The organism is Rathayibacter sp. VKM Ac-2857, from assembly GCF_013205025.1.
Lineage (GTDB): Bacteria > Actinomycetota > Actinomycetes > Actinomycetales > Microbacteriaceae > Rathayibacter.
Window position 1 is genome coordinate 1,253,228 of sequence record NZ_JABMLE010000001.1, and the last position, 18,308, is coordinate 1,271,535.

Genomic DNA, 18,308 nt, shown 5'->3' on the forward strand with positions numbered 1-18,308 from the left:
ACTCCTGCCTCAGTGCGATCGGCCCGCGACCACGTCGGCGAGACTCGCGAGCGGTGACGTCGTCGCCCGGCCCCGCGCCTCGGCCGCGTCGGCCAGGCCGTAGGCGCGGTAGAGCGAGGTGACGGCGAGCCAGCGCAGCGGTTCCGGCTCCCACGGCCGCACCCGGTGACCCACCCACGGCAGCTCGGTGAGCGGCGTGCTCTCGCCGAGCACGAGGTCGCGCAGCGTGCGCCCGGCGAGATTGGTCGCCGTGACCCCGGTGCCGACGAAGCCGCCCGCCCAGCCCAGGCCCGTGGCGCGGTCGAGTCCGACGGTCGCGTGCCAGTCGCGGGGCACGCCGAGCACGCCCGACCAGACGTGCTCGATGCCGACGCCGCGCAGCACCGGGAAGAACCGCTCGAGGATCTCGCGCAGCCGGCCGACCGTGCGCGGGTCGGTCGCCCCGTCGCGGTCGATCCGGGAGCCGAAGCGATAGGGCACGCCCCGCCCGCCGATCGCGATCCGGTCGTCGGCCGTGCGCTGCGCGTACATGTAGGCGTGCGCCGCGTCGCCGAGCGTCTCGCGGCCCGCCCAGCCGATCTCGTCCCAGACCTCGGGGCCGAGCTGCTCGGTCGCGATCAGCGACGAGTTCATCGGCAGCCACTCCCGGTGGTGCCCGGCGAGCGCGGCGGTGAAGCCCTCGGTCGCGCGCAGCACGATCGGTGCGCGGACGACCCCGCGGGCCGTGACTGCCGCACCGGGCCGGATCTCGTCGACCCGCGTGTCCTCGAAGATCCGCACGCCGAGCGCCTCGACGACGCGGGCGAGTCCGGCGGCGAGCTTCGCCGGGTGCAGCCGCGCGCAGTGCGGGTGCCAGAGACCGGCCGAGGCGCCGTCGACCGCGATCCGCGCCGCGGTCTCCCGCGCGTCGAGCAGCTCGACGTCGGTGTGCGCGCGGGAGCGGGCCGCCGCCGCGGTGGCCAGGAGCCGGGCCCGCTGCGCCTCGCCGCGCGCCACCTGGAATTCGCCGCCCTTGACGACGTCCGCGTCGATCCCCTCGGCCGCGGCGACCGCGATCACCTCGTCGACCGTCTGATTCATTGCGAGCTGGAAGCGATCGACCGCCTCGGCCCCGTGCGAGCGGGCGTAGGAGGCGACGCCGCCGGTGATCTCGTTCGTCAGCCAGCCGCCGTTGCGGCCCGAGGCGCCGAAGCCGGCGAAGCGCTGCTCGAGGATCGCGATCCGCAGCGACGGGTCGGCCTTCGCGAGCGAGTACGCCGTCCACAGGCCGGTGTAGCCGGCGCCGACGATGCAGACGTCGACGTCGAGCGGACCGGGAAGCGCCGGACGGGGCGTGGAACGACCGAGGGAGGCCCACCAGAACGACACGTCGCCGTTGATCACAGTGGGGCTCCCTCGGTCGGCGCGGGGCGCTCGGCGGGTCAGAGTCCCGCGGACGGGAACGTCTGCATCATCTCCGAGAACAGGGTGGCGGTCCAGCCGATCGCGATGATGAAGGACACCACCACGACGCCGAGGAAGATCCACAGCGGGAGCAGGCCGCCGCCGGTCACGCGCTTCACGACGACGCTGCGCCCGATCACGTAGACGTAGGGAGCGGCGAGGAACGCCCAGGCCCAGTGGAACGGGCGCTGCACGCCGGCCTTCTTCAGCTGCCGGTAGTCGAGGAACGCGAAGACGACCTCGGCCGCGTAGATCAGGAAGCCGACGACCTGCACGGCGCCGAGGCCGACGAGGTAGGCGGTCGACATGCCCATCGTGGCGCGCGGGCCGTAGGTCGAGGAGACGGCCGATGCGGCGATCGCGTCCGGCGGGAGCAGGAAGATCGACAGCGCGGACAGCAGCGGCAGCAGCACGACCACCCAGATCCACGGGGTGCTGGTGACGATGCTCGAGTCGCGCGGCTGCGGCGCCGGGCGGCCGGCGTACGCGGGCTGCTGGCCGGGCTGCTGGCCGTACTGCTGCGGGTACTGCTGGCTGTACTCCTGCGGGGGCTGCTGGCCGTACGGGGGCTGCTGGCCGTACTGGGGCTGCTGGCTGTACTGCGGCTGCTGCGCGGACGGCTGCTGCGACGTCTGCTCGCCGTACCGAGGCTGCTGCGGGATCTCGCGCTCGGGAGCGGACTGCCCGGACGCGGCCTGGCCGTAGCTCGTCGCCTGGCCGCTCGAGGTCTCGCCGTAGGCGGGGCCCGGCACGGGCGGGACGATCGGCGGCTGCGGCGCGGCGGGAGGCTGCGGCGCGCTCTGCGCGGCGGGCGGGGTCGGGGCGGCGGGAGCCGCGGCAGGGGCGTCGCGCAGCGAGTCCGTCCAGCCCTGGCCGTCCCACCAGCGCTGACGCGGCGATCCGGCGGGGTCCGGGTACCAGCCCGCGCGCGGACCCGAGGACGTGCCCCGCTCCTGCTCGCCGTTCCGGTCGTCGCCGCCGTGCTCGTTGCCGCCCTGGTCGTCCGTCATCGCGTCCTCCGCTCCCCTTCGGGCGCTCTGCCCGCCATCAGAGACGAGCGTATCGCCGCGATCCCCGGCCGCACCTGGGCGCGGCCTTGCCGCGAGCTCTCCCGCGCCTGAGCGGACGCCGTGCGCGGGCCTCCGCCAGGATGGAGGGATGCCGCACACTCTCCGCGCCCGCGCCCTGCTCTTCGACATGGACGGCACCCTCGTCGACTCGACCGCGATCGTCGAGACGATCTGGCGCTCCTTCGCCGAGCGCTTCGAGCTCGACCCCGACATGGTCCTGGGCGCCGTGCACGGGGTCCGCGCGGAGGACAGCGTGCGCCGCTTCGCCCCGGCGGGCAGCGACGTGGCCGGCATCGTCGGCGAGTTGAACGCCTACGAGCTCGAGCACACGGAGGGCACCGTCGAGATCCCCGGCGCCGTCGCCTTCCTCGCGGCACTCCCCGCCCACCGCGTCGCTCTGGTCACCTCGGCCAGCCCGGCGCTGGCCGCCGGCCGCCTCGCCGCGGCGGGCGTCCCCTCCCCCGCGGCCGTCGTCACCGCCGACGACGTCGTGCACGGCAAGCCCGCCCCCGACGGCTACCTCGCCGCCGCCGGCCTCCTCGGCGTCGACCCGGCCGACGCGATCGTCTTCGAGGACGCCGAGGCCGGGATCCTCGCCGGCCTCGCCGCCGGCATGCGCGTCATCGTCGTCGGAGCGCACGAGTCCGAGACCACCCGCGGTCTCCCGCGGATCCCGCACTACTCCGACGCGAGCGTCGAGGTCGACGGCGACGAGGTCGTGCTCACCCTGGCCTGACGCACTCAGTACCGGATCGCGTCGATCACCTTCACCCGCACCGCGACGATCGCCGGCACGAGCCCGGCGAGCGCGCCCACGAGTGTCGCCGCCCCGAGCCCCAGCAGCGCCGCCTCGACCGGGAACGGCGGGATGTCGCTGATCCCGTTCTCCTGGACGAACGCGACGGTCCACGGATTCGTCACCAGGATCACCGCGATCGTCACGCCGACCACTCCCGCGACGACCGTCGCGACGACGCTCTCCATCATGATCGAGAAGAAGATCCGCCCCGAGGAGGCGCCGAAGCTGCGCCGGATGCCGATCTCGCGGATCCGCTGCCGCACGGTGACCAGGGCGATGTTCAGCAGCCCGAGCGCGCCGAGCGCCAGCACCAGGCCGGCGACACCGCCGATCACCCAGGTCAGCACCGCGAACGGGTCGGAGTCGTAGCTGAGGTAGTCCTGGCGGTAGACGTCGGCCTCGAAGCCCGGGCCGAGCGCCGCGGAGACGTCGCGCTTGACGGCCTCGATCAGCGGGTCGGCGAGCTCCAGCGGCACCCACATCTCGTAGTTCGGGAGCTGCGCACCGCCGAACGCGGGATCGGCCTCGGGCGCGATCGCCGAGTAGGCGTCGACGAGCATCATCGCGCTCGGAGAGGTGTCGTACTGGTTCGACGGTGTCACCCCGATCACGACCGCGGTCGTGTCGTGCTCCCCGCCGAGGAGCGTCGCCGTCGGGTGCGTGCGCAGATCCGGGCGCCCGAGGCGGTCCCAGAAGACCTCGTTGATCACGAGCGCGGGAGCGAGGCGCCGCTCGTCGCCCTCGGCGAACCAGGCGCCGCTCGCCAGCTCCACCCGGTGCATCTCGGCGTACGGCTGGTCGACGGCGGTGATCCCCACGTCGACCGCGCCGTCCGTGAACTGGACGCGGGTGCCGCCGTACGTCGTGCGGCTGGCGTAGTCGATGCGGTAGCGCTCGAGGACCTTCTCCCAGGCGTCCTGCATCACGACCGGGTCGACGACGCCCTCGGGGCCGGTCGTGTAGGCGCTGAGGTAGAGGCTGGCGGGCCGGCCGCTGCTGCGCTCCGACACCTCGATGTTCGCCTGGCGCGCGATCCCGCCCGCGGCGACGACGCCGGTGAGGGCGGCGACGGCCACCGCCACGCCGATCAGCGAGAGCAGCACCCGGCCGCGGTGGATCCGCAGCTCGGTCCACGCCTCCACGATCGCGCCGACGACGCCGGTGAGGCCGCCCATCAGTGCCGCCCCGAGCTGCTCGAGGGAGCGGCGGTCGCAGCTGTCGCGGCACTGAGCCGCCCGTGGTCGAGCCGGTAGTGCCGCTCGGCTCGCGCCGCGATGGCCGGGTCGTGGGTGATCGTGACCAGGGCCGAGCCGGACTCCTGGGCGATCTCGTCGAGCAGGCTCATCACGCTCTCCCCGGTGTCGGTGTCGAGGGCGCCGGTCGGCTCGTCGGCGAGGATCAGCCGCGGCCGGCGCACCAGGGCGCGCGCGATCGCGATCCGCTGCTGCTCGCCGCCGGACATCCGGCCGGGCATCGAGTCGACCCGGTGCCCGAGCCCGACCCGCTCCAGCATCTCGGCGGCCAGCGCCGCGCGGCGCCAGAACTCGCTGCCGGTGGCATAGAGCAGCGGCGTCATCACGTTCTCGCGGGCCGTGCGGCCCTCGAGCAGATTGAACTGCTGGAAGATGAAGCCGATGCTGCCGCCGCGGATCCGCGCGCGGGCCCGCGAGGAGAGCGTCTCGGTGGGCTTCCCCTCGAGCAGCATCCGCCCCTCGGTCGGCTCGTCGATCAGGCCGAGGATGTTCAGGAGCGTCGACTTGCCGGAGCCGCTGCGCCCGACGACCGAGACGTGGTCGCCCTCGCCGACCTCGAGATCCACGCCGTCGAGGATGGTCAGCGGAGGTGCGTCGGGCAGGGGGACGACCTTGCGGATCCCCTCGAGCCGCAGGATCGTGCGCTTCCCGTCCGTCACGAGCTCGTCCGTCACGAGCAGTAGACCGAGCCGTCGGCGTTCTGCACGCAGTTCCCCTCGAGCTGCTCGCCCTCGCCGGCGGCGGCGCCGGGGACGAACTGCAGGATCTCGGCGCCCTCGTCCACGCCGCCGGTGACCTCGATGCTGATCCCGTCGGTGAGGCCGAGGGTCACGGGGACCTCCTCGGTCGAGCCGTCCTCGGCGAGGCGGTAGACGACGCCCGACTCCGCGGTGCCCTCGACCGCGGTGGTCGGCACGACGAGCACGTTCTCGGCGAGGCCGCCCGCGAGGGTGACGGTGGCGGCGAGGCCGGGGAACACGGTCACCTCGCCCGGGACCTGGCAGCGGAAGCTGGTGCCGGAGCCGCCGGTCGTACCCGTGCCACCGGTCTCGCCCGTCGGCGTCTCGCCCTCACCGGCGAGCGGCGTGGTGATGGTGAGCCCGGTGCAGGTGAAGGCGGCGGGGCCTCCGGTGACCGCGATCTGCGCCTCGGTGGGGCGGTTCTGGATCCGGTACAGCTGCTCGGCGTCGATCGAGCCGGTGACGGCGTAGGTCGGCGGGGCGACCTGGCCGGTGACCTCGCCGACCGCGACGGCCTGGTCGTGGATGACGCCGAGGGCGCTGAGCACGCCGGCCGCCGGCGCGTAGACGCGCTCGAAGCGGACGGAGGGCGGCGGCTGGGTGACGGTGACGAGTCCGTCGGCGCCGGTGGTCTCGACCGGCTCGCGCACGGTCTCGACGCGGATGTCGTAGATCAGGTCACCGGAGGCGACGGTGGCGCCCTGGGTGATGTAGACGTCGTCGACGGTGCCGACGGCGGTCGCCTTGACCGGCACTGCCGGGTCGGCGGCGACCGTGCCCTGCAGCGTGAGGTCGTTGGTGACGGTGCCGCGGCCGACCACGACGGTCGGCTCGGTCAGCTCACCGGTGGGGACGGTCGGATCGGCCTCGGCGGACCCGTCCGGGAAGAACGCGATCTTGACCAGCGCGACCGCGACGGCGCCGATGACCACCAGCCAGAGGATCGGGAACACCCATCGTCGAACCGCACCCATGTCTGTCCCCCGACTCCGGCGCTCGTGCGCCCTGCGGCACTCCCCCGTGGCGCGCCGATCGGCAGCCTATCGACCGCGCGGCGGACCGCGCGTCAGCCGCTGTGACTACTCCGGGGGCGGACGCCCCGCCCCTCCGCCGTCGTGCTGAAGGAGCCCGCCCAGCGGCACTCGTGCTGATCGAGTAGCGCGCCCAGCGGCACTCATGCTGATCGAGTAGCCCGCGCAGCGTGCGTATCGAGATCCACGCCCCCCAGAACTCGAGTCTGCAGACCCGCCCCGCTGAGGACGGCGGGTCTCGATACGCCCCTCCGGGGCTACTCGACCAGCATGCAGGGACTGGCGAATGGACAGGAAAGGGGGTCCGGCACATCTGCGGGAACCCGTCCGGGTCCACTCGCCCGCACCCGCGCTCTCGACTGGACGCGGGCAGGGCTCTGCCCGGGGCACGAAGCCCATCGCGCGTCCACTCGCAGAACCACGCTGATCGAGTAGCCCGCGCAGCGGGCGTATCGAGATCCACCAGCGTCAGAAGTCGAGTCTGCAGCCCGCTCTGCTGAGGACGGCGGGTCTCGATACGCCCCTGCGGGGCTACTCGACCAGCATGTCCTCCCGCACGTCAGGATCATGCTGATCGGTCAGCCCGCGCAGCGGCACTCATGCTGATCGAGTAGCCCGCGCAGCGGGCGTATCGAGATCCACCGGCCTCAGGCGCCGAGCTTCGCGACGACCGCGGCGACTCGGCGCGCGCGCGTCTCGGCGGCCTTCGCGCCCTCGACGGCGGTGACGTGGGCCTTCCGCGCGCTCGGCGAGAGGGCGTCGAAAGCAGCAGTGGCCCCGGCCGCGTCGAGCGCGGCGGCGAGGTCCTCCGGCACGGCGACCGTGCGCGGGGCGGTGTCGAGCACGAGGTCGACCTCGATCGCGTCCCCGCCGGCCAGACCGGTCGCGGCGCGCTTGTCGGACGAGAAGGAGATCAGCGCGCGGCCGCCCATCGCACCGACGGTACCCCGGAAGGCGTAGCCGTTGACGACGACGCTCACCGCCGGCCGCTTGCCGCCGCCGAGGGCGTCGAGCACCTCGGGCGGCACCTCGATGCCGGTGTTGTTGCCGATCTGGAAGAGCGTCGTCGTGTAGCGCACGGGACGAGGATGGCACGCGGCGGGGAGGCCCGCCAGGGGCTCAGCAGTCGCGGTCGGCCGGGTCGTCGCGGTCCTGCTGCCCGGGATCGCCGAGGGCGGAGCGGACGGCGTCGACGGTCATCCGGCCCTCGGGATCGAGGCGGGTCAGCATCCGCGTCATGATGTCGGCGAGCTGCGGGATCTGCTCCGCGTCGAGCGGGTCGATGACGTCGGCGAGCACCGTCGCGACGTGACCCGGGGCCGTGTCGACGATCTTCTGCAGGCCGGCGTCGGTCAGCACGGCGTTCGTCGCGCGCCCGTCGGTGGGGCACGGCCGGCGCTCGAGATAGCCGCGGGCGACGAGCCGGGTGACGACGTGCGAGAGCCGCGGGAGCGTGGCGTTCGTGCGGGCGGCGAGCGTCGTCATGCGCAGGGCCCGCTCGGGCGCCTCCGAGAGCATCGCGAGGGTCATGTACTCGAAGTGCGTCAGCCCCGCGTCGCGCTGCAGCTGGGTGTCGAGCGCACCGGGCAGCAGCTCGACCACCGCGACGAACCGCAGCCACGCGGACAGCTGCTCCTGCGTGAGCCAGCGTGTGCCCGCCGCATCCGTCCCCTCAGCGTCCATCCCTCCACCCTACCGCTTTGTTGCCGCGACAAGTAAGCAGGGCGACAGGACCATGTGACGTGCAGCCTCCGAATCCCCTTTCACTCACGAGGCGACCCGCGGATTCGCGTGCCAGCGAATCCACGAAGCCGAACGCACCCCGCTCCCTGGAACGCGCCCCCCTCGCGAGCCGACCGCGCCGAGCCGCACAGGGGGCGGCTCGGAAAACATCACAGCACGTCGTCGGACAGGTCGATCGGCGCTCCGAAGCGGTGGTTCGTGATCGAGATCGACTGCTCGCGGAGGAAGGGCAGCAGCTCCACGCGGCCGGCCGGAGTGACGGGGTCGGCGTAGATCGCGACGTCCGGCGAGCCGCCGAGCGCCTCGGCGAGCGCCGTCGCCAGCGGCACCCGCGAGCCGTCCGCGCGCACGAGCGGGACGGGCTTGCCGGTGCTGCCGCGGGTCATCCCGCTGACCACGTCGGTGAAGGAGCGGGTGGAGTCGCGGGCGACCTGCAGCGCCTCGGCGGAGGCGTCCGGGCCGAGGGAGGGCGCGGTGCCGCCCTGCGGTCCGCCGAAGGCGTCCACCCGGTCCGAGACGATGTCGCCGACGATGCGGATGCGCGACGCGGTGATCCGGCCGGCCGCGGCACGGGCGAGCCACTGCGCGTCCGACTCGACGACCACCTTCGGCGCCAGGCCGGCCATCTCGAGCAGCTCGTCGCCGGCGAGCATCCCGGCGACCTTGGGCGGCAGCGGGATCGACGTCGACACGTCCAGGCGCGCCCGCACGAGCAGTGCGGCGGCGATGACGCGGAGGAGCTCGCCGAGGTCGCCGCCGTCGGCGAGGCGCACGGCGACCGGCACGCGGAGGTAGCGGAACAGGTTGCGCTCGACGCCGACCTTCGAGATGTCGGTGACGACGCCGAACTCGGTCGCCCAGGCGAGCTGGTCCGAGAGCGCCGAGCGGCGCAGCAGGTCGAACTGCTCGAACTGGAGCGAGGACTGCGCGGCCTCGATGAACTGCCGGGCGCGGTCGTCGAGGCCCCGGAGGTGCAGGGTCGTCGACGGGCGGGCCGGCGAGGGCTTCCACGAGCCGAGGCCGACCAGGTGGTTCGGGCCGCCGGCCTTCGCCCCGCCGCCGACCGACGAGCGCTTCCAGCCGCCGAAGGGCTGACGGCGCACGATCGCCCCGGTGATGCCGCGGTTCACGTAGAGGTTGCCGGCCTCGACCGAGTCGAGCCACAGGGCGAGCTCGTCCGAGTGCAGCGAGTGCAGCCCGGCGGTGAGGCCGTAGTCGGTGGCGTTCTGCAGGCGGATCGCGTCCTCGAGGGTCGCGGCGTGCATGATTCCCAGCACCGGGCCGAAGAACTCGGTGAGGTGGGCGTAGCTGTCCTCGGTCACGCCCTCGCGCACGCCCGGCGACCACAGCCGCCCGGTGTCGTCGAGGCGCTTCGGCTCGACGAGCCAGGACTCCCCCGCACCGAGGGTGGTCAGCGCGTGCGCGAGCTTGCCGGTCGGCTTCTCGATCAGCGGCCCCATCGCGGCGGCCGGGTCGCTCGGCCAGCCGACCCGGAGGGAGGTCACGGCGTCGACCAGCTGCGCGCGGAACCGCTTCGAGCGGGCGACCGAGCCGACGAGGATCACGAGCGAGGCGGCCGAGCACTTCTGACCGGCGTGCCCGAAGGCGCTTCGCACGATGTCGGCGACGGCGAGGTCGTAGTCCGCGTGCGGGGTGACGACGATCGCGTTCTTGCCGCTGGTCTCGGCGAGCAGCGGCAGGTCGGGTCGCCAGGAGCGGAAGAGCTTCGCGGTCTCGTAGGAGCCGGTGAGCAGCACCCGGTCGACCAGCGGATCGGTGATCAGGGCGCGGCCGAGCGTCTCCTCGTCGAGGTCGACGAGGGCGACGAGGTCCTGCGGGATCCCCGCGTCCCAGAGCGCCTCGACGAGCACCGCGGCCGAGCGGCGGGCCTGCGGCGCCGGCTTGACGACGACTCCGGAGCCCGCGGCGAGCGCCGCGAGGATCGACCCGGCCGGGATCGCGACGGGGAAGTTCCACGGCGGCGCGACCACGGTCACCCGCTCGGGCACGAAGGTGGCGCCGCCGACGGCGTCCAGCTCGCGGGCGCGGGTGGCGTAGTAGTGGGCGAAGTCGATCGCCTCGGACACCTCGGGGTCGGCCTCGGCGACCGTCTTGCCGGTCTCCGAGGCCATCACCTCGATCAGCCGGTCGCGGTTGGCGGCGAGCGCGAGGCCCGCCCGGTCGAGGATCGCGGCGCGGTCGTAGCCGAGGCGCTCGCCCCAGCGCTCCGCTCGGAGGGCGACGCGGCGCAGCAGCTCCTGCAGCTCGCCGGCGTCGGTGATGCGGGCGCGGTCGGCCGCGAAAGTGCCGATGGTCGATGTCTCGATGCGGTCGGTGATCAGCCGTGCCCATCGGCGGTTGCCCGGCAGCGCCGGGTCGGTGTCGGGCTCGTTGCGGAACGCGCTGGTCGCCGCCGTCGCGCCGGAGCCGCGGCGCAGCCCCAGCACCGCCTCGGTGAGGCCCTCGGCGGCCGGGTCCTGCACGCGGGCGCCCGCGCCGGCGTGCTCCCGCACCAGGCGCACGCCGGAGCCCGACGCCCACTCGCGCAGGCGGTCCTGGGTGCGGTTCGGGGTCGGCACCGTGTCGTCGAGCGCCTCGAGCGACGCGCGGAACCGGCCGAGCTCGCGCTGCAGCACGCTCTCGTCCTCCAGCTCGAAGACGGCCGAGAGGAAGTTCTCGGGGCTGGAGTTCTCCTCCAGGCGGCGGATCAGGTACGAGATCGCGACGTCGAACTCGTGCGGGTGCACGACCGGCGTGTAGAGCAGGAGCCGGCCCACGTCCTCGCGGACGGCGCGCGCCTGCCCGGTCGCCATCCCGAGCAGCATCTCGAAGTCGACCGCGTCGGCGACGCCGCGCTCGTTCGCGGTGATCCACGCCCAGGCGATGTCGAAGAGGTTGTGGCCGGCCACGCCGATCCGGACCGCGTCCGTGCGCTCGGGGCGCAGCGCGTAGTCCAGCAGCCGCTTGTAGTTGGTGTCGGCCTCGGCCTTGCTGCCGACCGTCGCGAGCGGCCAGTCGTGGATCGCCGCGTCCACCCGCTCCATCGCGAGGTTCGCGCCCTTGACGACGCGGACCTTGATCGGCGCCCCGCCGAGCCGCCGGCGCTCGGTCGCCCACTCCGTCAGCGACATCAGCACGCCGAGGGCGTCGGGCAGGTAGGCCTGCAGCACGATGCCGGCCTCGAGCTGCTGCATCCCCGGCTGCTCGAGGAGCCGGCGGAACACCGCGACCGTGAGATCGAGGTCCCTGTACTCCTCCATGTCGAGGTTGATGAACTTCGGCTCCGGGCTCGCCGCGGCCAGCTGGTAGAGCGGAGTGAGCCGCTCCACGACGCGATCGACGGCCTCGTCGAACGCCCACATCGAGAGCTGGCTGGCGATGCTCGAGACCTTGATGCTCACGTAGTCGACATCGGGGCGCTCGAGGAGCCGCACGGTGCCCGCGAGCCGCCGGTCGGCCTCGCGCTCGCCGAGCACGGCCTCGCCGAGCAGGTTGAGGTTGAGGCGGTCGCCGCCCTCGCGCAGCCGGCGGATCGCCGAGCCGAGCCGGGCGTCCGAGGCGTCCACGACGAGGTGGCCGACCATCCGGCGCAGCACCTGGCGCGCCGCCGGGACGACGATCCACGGCAGCACCGGGCCGACGGCGCCGCCTGTCGCGACCGCGGCGCGCAGGTAGGAGGGGAGGAACGCCGGGGTCTTCGCGGTCAGCGCCGCGAGGTTCTCGGCCGCGACCACCGGGTCCTCCGGGCGGGCGACCCCGTCGACGAAGCCGACCGTGAAGTCGAGGCCGTTCGGATCCTGCAGCACGCCGGCGAGGCGCTGCGCCGCCGGGTCGACCGGGAAAGCGCGGCTGCGCACCAGCCAGCGGCGCACCAGCGCCTCGACGCGGGCGAGGACCGGTCCCTCGGCGTCGAACTCGGGCTTCTGCCGGGGCAGCCGCAGCGCCACGCCGGTCTGGTACTGGCCGGTGTCGCTCAGGGCGTGCCGGTCGATCTTCTCGTCGCGCGCGTCGCTCGTCTCGTCCTGCTCCGGGTCGTTCCCGGGCACGGCTGAGGGCGTCGACTTCTCCATCCCCCGAGGCTATGCCCGAGGCGGCGCGACGGCGGGTCGTGTCGCCCCGTCTGTGGACACTCGACAGGGAACTGCGGCTGTGGACGACACCCGTGCAGGGGCGATGGACGCGAGCCCGGCGGAGGAGCACCATGGGGCGCACCCGACAGTCCCGCTCCCGATCGGAGACCCCGATGGATCCGCTGCCCATCCCCCGCGCCGCGATGATACCCGCGCAGGCGCTGATCGACAGCTCCGCCTCCTACGACGGCGAGGCGACCGGCACCGTCAACCGGGCGGTGCTCGAGCGCGCGCTCAGCCCGATCGAGAACGGCGTGCTGGACGAGGACGGCGTCGTCGTGCCCACCTCCTCCGACGTCGCGGGCGCCGCGGTCATCTGCCTCACCTGGCTCACCGGCCGCCTCGTCGAGTCGAGCGGCCGCTCCAGCGAGGAGATCCTCTTCTCCCTGCGCGAGTTCGTCACCGAGGCGCTGCGCAGCGACGAGGGCTGACGCCAGACTGGGGACCATGGCCCGACGCGACAGGCACCGCCCCCGAGACGTCTCCGAGCGCAGCGGCATCGCGCCCGGCCCGCTGCGCTCCGACACCCCCGCCGCGGTCGATCCCTCGGTGGACGTCGTGATCGTCGGTGCCGGTCACAACGGCCTGGTCGCGGCGGCCTACCTCGCGCAGGCCGGACTCGACGTCCTCGTCCTCGAGCGCGGTGCGCGCGCGGGCGGTGCGACCGTCTCGGAGTACCCGTTCCGCGGCGTCGAGGCGCGGCTCAGCCGCTACTCCTACCTCGTCAGCCTCCTGCCCCCGTCGATCCTCGCCGATCTGCGGGTCGACGTGCCGCTCGTGCGGCGGCGCTACTCCTCCTACACGCCCGATCCCGCCGACCCGAGTCGCGGCCTGCTCGTCGACACCGGCGACGCGGCCGCGACCGCCGCCTCCTTCGCGCGGATGGGCACGCCGGAGGACGCCGAGACGTTCGCCGACTTCTCCCGGCACACCTCCCGGCTGGCGCGAGCGCTCTGGCCGACGCTCACCCAGCCGCTGCTGCGCCGCGAGGAGGCGCGGCGGCTGGTCGGCGAGGACGCGATCTGGCGAGCGATGATCGAGCGGCCGATCAGCGAGGTGATCGAGCGGAACATCGCCGGCGACACGGCGCGCGGCGTCCTGCTCACCGACGCGCTGATCGGCACCTTCGCCGGCGCCGCAGAGGCCGACCTCGCGCAGAACCGCTGCCTGCTCTACCACGTGATCGGCGGCGGCACCGGCGACTGGGACGTACCGGTGGGCGGGATGGGCAGCGTCTCGGGAGCGCTGGAGCGCGCGGCCCGGAACGCCGGCGCGCGGATCCTGACCGGCGCCGAGGTGACGAGCGTCGACCCCTCGGGCGACGTCGTCTACCGTCGCGGACCGCGGACCCGCCGCGTGCGGGCGCGGTTCGTGCTCTCGAACGTCGCCCCGTTCGTCCTCGACCGGCTGCTGGGCGGCGGCGAGGACGCCGTGCGCCCGGGAGTCCCGCGTCCGGAGGGCGCCCAGGTGAAGGTCAACCTGGTGCTGCGCCGCCTGCCGCGCCTCCGCGACGAGAGCGTCGCCCCGGAGGCGGCCTTCGGCGGCACCTTCCACGTCAACGAGGGCTATCGGCAGCTCGACGACGCCCACCGCGCGGCCGAGCAGGGGCGCGTCCCCTCGCCGATCCCCTGCGAGATCTACTGCCACTCGCTGACCGACCCGACGATCCTCTCGCCGGAGCTCGCCGCGAGCGGCGCGCACACTCTGACCGTCTTCGCCCTGCACGTCCCCGACCGGCTGCTGACCGGCGACGACGCCCCGACGCGGGAGCAGCTCGAGACCGCGATCCTCGACTCGATCGACTCCGTGCTCGCCGAGCCGATCCGCGAGCTGCTGCTCCTGGACGCCGACGGGAACCCCTGCGTCGAGACGCGCACGACCCGCGACCTGGAGGAGAGCCTCGGCCTGCCCGGCGGCCACATCTTCCACGGGCCGCTCTCCTGGCCGTTCGCGGAGGACGACGAGCCGCTGGACACCCCGGCTCAGCGCTGGGGAGTCGCCACCGAGCACCCGCGGGTGCTGCTCTGCGGCGCCGGCGCGCGACGGGGCGGCGGGGTCTCCGGGATCGGCGGCCACAACGCGGCGATGGCGGTGCTGGAGGCGCTCGGCGCCTGACGACCCGGCCGCCGTCAGTGGAAGCGGTGGTCCTGGATCGTCATCCGCGGGCCGTGCCGCGGCTTGCGCGCGCCGCTCGTGCCGATCAGGCGGATGATCCGCTGCCGGTGACCGCGCCACGGCTCGAGCAGCTCGAGCATCCCGTCGTCGTCGACGCCCAGGCGCCCGGTCAGCGCGAAGCCGACCGCGGCGGCCAGGTGGTAGTCGCCCACGCTCACCGCGTCCGGGTCGCCGTGGGCGCGCATCATCACCTCCGAGGCCGTCCACGGCCCGATGCCGGGCACCGACTGCAGCCGTGCGGCCACGACCTCGCCGCCACGGCCGAGGGCCAGCGTGCGCTCGAGCCCCTTCGCCACCAGCGCCGCCGTGAGCACGGTGCGCGAGCGCCGCGGGTCGACGCCCGCCCGGTGCCAGTCCCAGGACGGCACCCGGCGCCACTGCTCGGCCGACGGCGCCACGTGCAGCGCCACCGGCCCGGGAGCCGGCTCGCCGTGCAGTCGGACCAGCGCCCGGTAGGCCCGCCACGCCTCCGTGCTGGTGACCTTCTGCTCCAGGATCGAGGGCGCCAGCATCTCGAAGACGAGGTTCGCCCGGGTCAGCCGCAGCCCGGCCGAGCGGCGCAGAACCTCGGCCAGCGGGCCGTGCGAGGACAGGTCGAGCGCGCTCCAGTCGTCGCCGTGGCCGAGCAGCTCGGGCACGTGGTCGATCAGCCACTCGGCGCCCTCGCCCCAGGCGCGCGCGTGCACGGCGCCGTCGGCCGCCTGGCGCAGATGGAGCGTCCCGGGCCCGAGCGGCGTGCGGAAGGCGCGCCAGAATCCGGTCGCGTCGATCAGCATCGTGGGGTCACCCGAGCCGCGCAGCAGCGTGCGGAGGGTGAGCGCGAGGCTCACCGGCACGGCCGGCGCGTAGACCGTGGCCAGGAACGGCACGGGAGCGGGGAGGGCGGTCGACACGCTGCGATGGTAGCCGCGCCCGCCGACACCCGCCGGGACCGGGTGATCCGCGCCTGATAAGGGCTCCCGCAGAACCCCCATCCACGACGTGTTCGGAGCGGCGGACCGCCCGGATTGGTTCAACCCGGAAGAACACATGCGCAATCTGAATCCCCCGATTCCGCTAGGCAGCGCCCCGATCCCGGGCGTAGTTTCGCGCTGTCGCGGCACAGTCCGTCAGCCCGGCCAACCGCCTATCACTGGAGATGCGCACATGTTCGACACCACATTCATCCGCAACGCGATCGTCAGGAGCTCGGAGACGGCTCTCGACCGTCGCCGCTTCTTCGAGGCCACCGGCGTCGCCGGACTCGGCATCGGAGCGGCGGCCCTGGCCTCCGCCCCCGCCGCCTCGGCCGAAGAGGTCGCCGCTGAGGGCCCCGGCGACGCCGCCGTCCTCAACTTCGCGCTCAACCTCGAGTACCTCGAGGCCGAGTTCTACCTCCGCGCCGTCACCGGCCAGGGCCTGGCCGGCAGCGACACCACCGGCACCGGCTCGCTCGGCGGCGTCACCGGCGGCCGTGCCGTCCCGTTCAAGACCCCGTGGCTGAAGTCCTTCGCCCGCGAGGTCGCCAACGACGAGAAGGCGCACGTCAAGTTCCTCCGCGGCCAGCTCGGCGCCGCCGCCGTCTCCCGCCCGACGATCAACCTCACGGCCAGCTTCAACGCCGCGGCCGAAGCGGCCGGTCTCATCCCCAAGGGCGGCTCGTTCGACCCGTTCCTCAACGAGCAGAACTTCCTGCTCGGCGCCTTCGTCTTCGAGGACGTCGGAGTCACCGCCTACAAGGGCGCTGCCCCCCTCATCCAGTCGAAGCTCTACCTGGAGGCGGCCGCCGGCATCCTCGCGGTGGAGGCGTACCACGCCGGTGCCATCCGCTCGGCGATCTACGGCGCCGGACTCGACGTGCAGGCGGGCAAGCTGTCCGACGCCCGCGACAGCCTCGACGGTCCCACGGACCTCGACCAGGGTGTCAAGGTCGGCGGCGCGGCCAACATCCAGCCCACCGACGCCAACGGCATCGCGTTCAGCCGCAGCCCCGGCCAGGTCCTCAACATCGTGTACCTGAACCCCGGCCCGGTCGTCAAGGGCGGGTTCTTCCCCGACGGCGTCAACGGTGTGGTGAACACCGCCTCCAACGGCGGCGTCTGACCCCACGACGATGAAGGGCCCTTCCTCGAGGCGGCGAGGAGGGGCCCTTCGTCGTTCCCGCTCGGAGGCACCCGCGAGCGGACCTGCCCGAACGGGTGCCTCGAGCGCTCCCCCGCGTCCTCTACTCTGAGCGGGTGAAGATCGGGATCCTGACCTCCGGGGGCGACTGCCCCGGGCTGAACGCCGTCATCCGCGGTGCCGTGTACAAGGGCATCAAGGTGTACGACCAAGAATTCGTGGGCTTCCGCAACGGGTGGCGCGGAGTGGTCGACGGCGACCTCCTCCCCCTCGGGCGGCCCGAGATCCAGGGCATCGCCAAGCAGGGCGGCACGATCCTCGGCACGAGCCGGACGAACCCCTTCGAGGGCGACAACGGCGGCCCCGAGAAGATCGCCGAGATGATGGACCGCAACGGCATCGACTCGATCATCGCGATCGGCGGCGAGGGCACCCTGGCCGCGGCGAAGCGCCTCACCGACGCCGGCCTCAAGATCGTCGGCGTCCCGAAGACCATCGACAACGACCTCGGCGCGACCGACTACACCTTCGGCTTCGACACCGCCGTCGGCATCGCCACCGACGCGATGGACCGCCTGCGCACCACCGGCGACTCGCACGGCCGCTGCATGGTCGCCGAGGTCATGGGCCGCCACGTCGGCTGGATCGCGCTGCACTCGGGCATGGCGGCCGGCGCGCACGTCATCCTCATCCCCGAGAAGAAGACCTCGATCGAGCAGATCGTCGAATGGGTGCAGAGCGCCCAGGACCGCGGCCGCGCCCCGCTCGTCGTCGTCGCCGAGGGCTTCTCGCTCGACTCGATGGACGACGCGCACTCCGAGCGCGGCCTCGACGCCTTCGGCCGCCCGCGCTTGGGCGGCATCGGCGAGATGCTCGCCCCGATGATCGAGGACCGCACCGGCATCGAGACCCGCGCCACCACCCTCGGCCACATCCAGCGCGGCGGCACCCCCAGCGCCTTCGACCGCGTTCTCGCCACCCGCCTCGGCATGGCCGCCGCCGACTCCGTCGTCGCCGAGCATTGGGGCCGCATGGTCGCCCTCCGCGGCACCGACATCTACCACGTCGACTTCGCCGAGGCCCTCGGCACCCTGAAGACGGTGCCCGACTCCCGCTACGAGGAGGCGCGCACCCTCTTCGGGTAGCGCGGGATCTCGATACGCCCGCTCCGCGGGCTACTCGATCAGCAAGCAAGCATGCTGGTCGAGTAGCCGCGGAGCGGCGTATCGAGACCCGCCGTCGTCAGCCCTTCGCGCCGTCCGGCGTCGCCGTCGCCACCAGCACCGCGCGCGCGAGCGTGTGGAAGTGCACGTTGAAGCCGAGGATCGCCGGGGTCGACTCCGGGTCGAGCTCGAGCTCCTCGACGTCGAGGGCGTGCACGACGAAGAAGTAGCGGTGCTCGCGGTCCGGCGGCGCCGCTCCGATGAACTGGCGCAGCCGCATCTCGTTCGGCAGCGTCTGCGCGCCCGCGGGCAGCAGCTCGAATCCGGCCGCCCCGGCGCCGGTCGGCAGCTCGGTGGTGTCGGCGGGCAGGTTGTAGACCGCCCAGTGCCAGAAGCCCGAGCCGGTCGGCGCGTCGGGGTCGAACACGGTCACCGCGAAGCTCTTGGTCTCGGCGGGCGCTCCCGACCAGCGCAGCTGCGGCGAGACGTCCTCGCCGCCCGAGCCCTCGCCGTAGTGGCGGGGGGCCAGCGCGGCGCCGTCGCTGATGTCGTCGCTCTCGAGGGTGAAGGTCGGCACCTCGCCGAGGCGGGCGTAGGGGTCGTAGTTCCAGTCGGACATCCGGTTCTCCGTTCGGGCGCGGCAGTCGCGCGCCTCCCCTCC

Annotated in this window: 15 protein-coding genes; 5 read left to right on the forward strand and 10 right to left on the reverse strand. The window is 73.5% G+C overall.

The genetic code is table 11. The annotated features are described in order from the left end of the window. Positions 1–9: 9 nt before the first annotated feature. Together HQQ86_RS05815 and HQQ86_RS21170 are read right to left on the reverse strand one after the other, a co-directional pair. On the reverse strand, positions 10–1,383 hold the full coding sequence (locus tag HQQ86_RS05815; RefSeq protein WP_173287532.1) for an FAD-dependent oxidoreductase: 1,374 nt from the start codon (positions 1,381–1,383) through the stop codon (positions 10–12). 38 nt (positions 1,384–1,421) lie between these two features. Continuing rightward, positions 1,422–2,453, reverse strand: a complete 1,032-nt coding sequence (locus tag HQQ86_RS21170; RefSeq protein ID WP_173287150.1) for a DUF2510 domain-containing protein — start codon at positions 2,451–2,453, stop codon at positions 1,422–1,424. Positions 2,454–2,601: 148 nt separating this feature from the next. On the opposite strand from HQQ86_RS21170, the gene HQQ86_RS05825 reads away from it, so the two are divergent. After that, on the forward strand, positions 2,602–3,249 hold the full coding sequence (locus HQQ86_RS05825) for an HAD-IA family hydrolase (protein ID WP_173287151.1): 648 nt from the start codon (positions 2,602–2,604) through the stop codon (positions 3,247–3,249). Between the two features lie 5 nt (positions 3,250–3,254). Here HQQ86_RS05825 and HQQ86_RS05830 read toward each other — a convergent pair whose 3' ends face one another. From HQQ86_RS05830 to HQQ86_RS05855, 6 genes are all read right to left on the reverse strand, one after another. Further along, positions 3,255–4,487, reverse strand: coding sequence for an ABC transporter permease (locus tag HQQ86_RS05830; protein ID WP_173287152.1), 1,233 nt, complete (start codon positions 4,485–4,487; stop codon positions 3,255–3,257). Continuing rightward, positions 4,487–5,224, reverse strand: coding sequence for an ABC transporter ATP-binding protein (locus tag HQQ86_RS05835; protein ID WP_173287533.1), 738 nt, complete (start codon positions 5,222–5,224; stop codon positions 4,487–4,489). The genes HQQ86_RS05830 and HQQ86_RS05835 overlap by 1 nt, the downstream gene beginning before the upstream one ends. Positions 5,225–5,235: 11 nt before the next feature. Then, the gene (locus HQQ86_RS05840; protein ID WP_173287153.1) at positions 5,236–6,258 is read right to left on the reverse strand and encodes an efflux RND transporter periplasmic adaptor subunit; all 1,023 of its coding nucleotides are present in this window, start codon (positions 6,256–6,258) and stop codon (positions 5,236–5,238) included. Positions 6,259–6,983: 725 nt separating this feature from the next. Further along, a complete protein-coding gene (locus HQQ86_RS05845; RefSeq protein WP_173287154.1) occupies positions 6,984–7,415 on the reverse strand; it encodes a DUF1905 domain-containing protein in 432 nt (143 codons plus the stop codon). Positions 7,416–7,455: 40 nt separating this feature from the next. Further along, positions 7,456–8,019 (reverse strand): MarR family winged helix-turn-helix transcriptional regulator, encoded by a 564-nt coding sequence (locus tag HQQ86_RS05850; protein ID WP_173287155.1) that lies wholly within the window; start codon positions 8,017–8,019, stop codon positions 7,456–7,458. Positions 8,020–8,228: 209 nt separating this feature from the next. Beyond that, positions 8,229–12,149: a bifunctional proline dehydrogenase/L-glutamate gamma-semialdehyde dehydrogenase gene (locus HQQ86_RS05855; protein WP_173287156.1), complete on the reverse strand. Its 3,921-nt coding sequence runs from the start codon at positions 12,147–12,149 to the stop codon at positions 8,229–8,231. A gap of 173 nt (positions 12,150–12,322) precedes the next feature. On the opposite strand from HQQ86_RS05855, the gene HQQ86_RS05860 reads away from it, so the two are divergent. Then, positions 12,323–12,640, forward strand: a complete 318-nt coding sequence (locus HQQ86_RS05860; RefSeq protein WP_173287157.1) for a hypothetical protein — start codon at positions 12,323–12,325, stop codon at positions 12,638–12,640. 16 nt (positions 12,641–12,656) lie between these two features. Beyond that, on the forward strand, positions 12,657–14,324 hold the full coding sequence (locus HQQ86_RS05865) for an NAD(P)/FAD-dependent oxidoreductase (RefSeq protein WP_173287158.1): 1,668 nt from the start codon (positions 12,657–12,659) through the stop codon (positions 14,322–14,324). A 14-nt stretch (positions 14,325–14,338) separates the two neighbouring features. On the opposite strand, the gene HQQ86_RS05870 is transcribed toward HQQ86_RS05865, so the two are convergent. Continuing rightward, a complete protein-coding gene (locus HQQ86_RS05870; protein ID WP_367948555.1) occupies positions 14,339–15,277 on the reverse strand; it encodes a DNA-3-methyladenine glycosylase in 939 nt (312 codons plus the stop codon). Between the two features lie 253 nt (positions 15,278–15,530). On the opposite strand from HQQ86_RS05870, the gene HQQ86_RS05875 reads away from it, so the two are divergent. Both HQQ86_RS05875 and HQQ86_RS05880 read left to right on the forward strand, forming a co-directional pair. Continuing rightward, a complete protein-coding gene (locus HQQ86_RS05875) occupies positions 15,531–16,466 on the forward strand; it encodes a ferritin-like domain-containing protein (protein WP_173287159.1) in 936 nt (311 codons plus the stop codon). A gap of 134 nt (positions 16,467–16,600) precedes the next feature. Then, the gene (locus HQQ86_RS05880; protein ID WP_123701816.1) at positions 16,601–17,629 is read left to right on the forward strand and encodes a 6-phosphofructokinase; all 1,029 of its coding nucleotides are present in this window, start codon (positions 16,601–16,603) and stop codon (positions 17,627–17,629) included. A 97-nt stretch (positions 17,630–17,726) separates the two neighbouring features. Here HQQ86_RS05880 and HQQ86_RS05885 read toward each other — a convergent pair whose 3' ends face one another. Further along, complete coding sequence (locus HQQ86_RS05885) at positions 17,727–18,266, reverse strand: YbhB/YbcL family Raf kinase inhibitor-like protein (protein ID WP_159423505.1); 540 nt, start codon at positions 18,264–18,266, stop codon at positions 17,727–17,729. Positions 18,267–18,308: the final 42 nt, after the last annotated feature.

Bases quoted from the DNA above. Each gene is read 5' to 3' on its own strand.
- HQQ86_RS21170 (WP_173287150.1), bottom strand. From the start codon at position 2,453: ATGACGGACGACCAGGGCGGCAACGAGCACGGCGGCGACGACCGGAAC.
- HQQ86_RS05825 (WP_173287151.1), top strand. From the start codon at position 2,602: ATGCCGCACACTCTCCGCGCCCGCGCCCTGCTCTTCGACATGGACGGC.
- HQQ86_RS05830 (WP_173287152.1), bottom strand. From the start codon at position 4,487: ATGGGCGGCCTCACCGGCGTCGTCGGCGCGATCGTGGAGGCGTGGACC.
- HQQ86_RS05850 (WP_173287155.1), bottom strand. From the start codon at position 8,019: ATGGACGCTGAGGGGACGGATGCGGCGGGCACACGCTGGCTCACGCAG.
- HQQ86_RS05855 (WP_173287156.1), bottom strand. From the start codon at position 12,149: ATGGAGAAGTCGACGCCCTCAGCCGTGCCCGGGAACGACCCGGAGCAG.
- HQQ86_RS05860 (WP_173287157.1), top strand. From the start codon at position 12,323: ATGGATCCGCTGCCCATCCCCCGCGCCGCGATGATACCCGCGCAGGCG.
- HQQ86_RS05865 (WP_173287158.1), top strand. From the start codon at position 12,657: ATGGCCCGACGCGACAGGCACCGCCCCCGAGACGTCTCCGAGCGCAGC.
- HQQ86_RS05875 (WP_173287159.1), top strand. From the start codon at position 15,531: ATGTTCGACACCACATTCATCCGCAACGCGATCGTCAGGAGCTCGGAG.
- HQQ86_RS05885 (WP_159423505.1), bottom strand. From the start codon at position 18,266: ATGTCCGACTGGAACTACGACCCCTACGCCCGCCTCGGCGAGGTGCCG.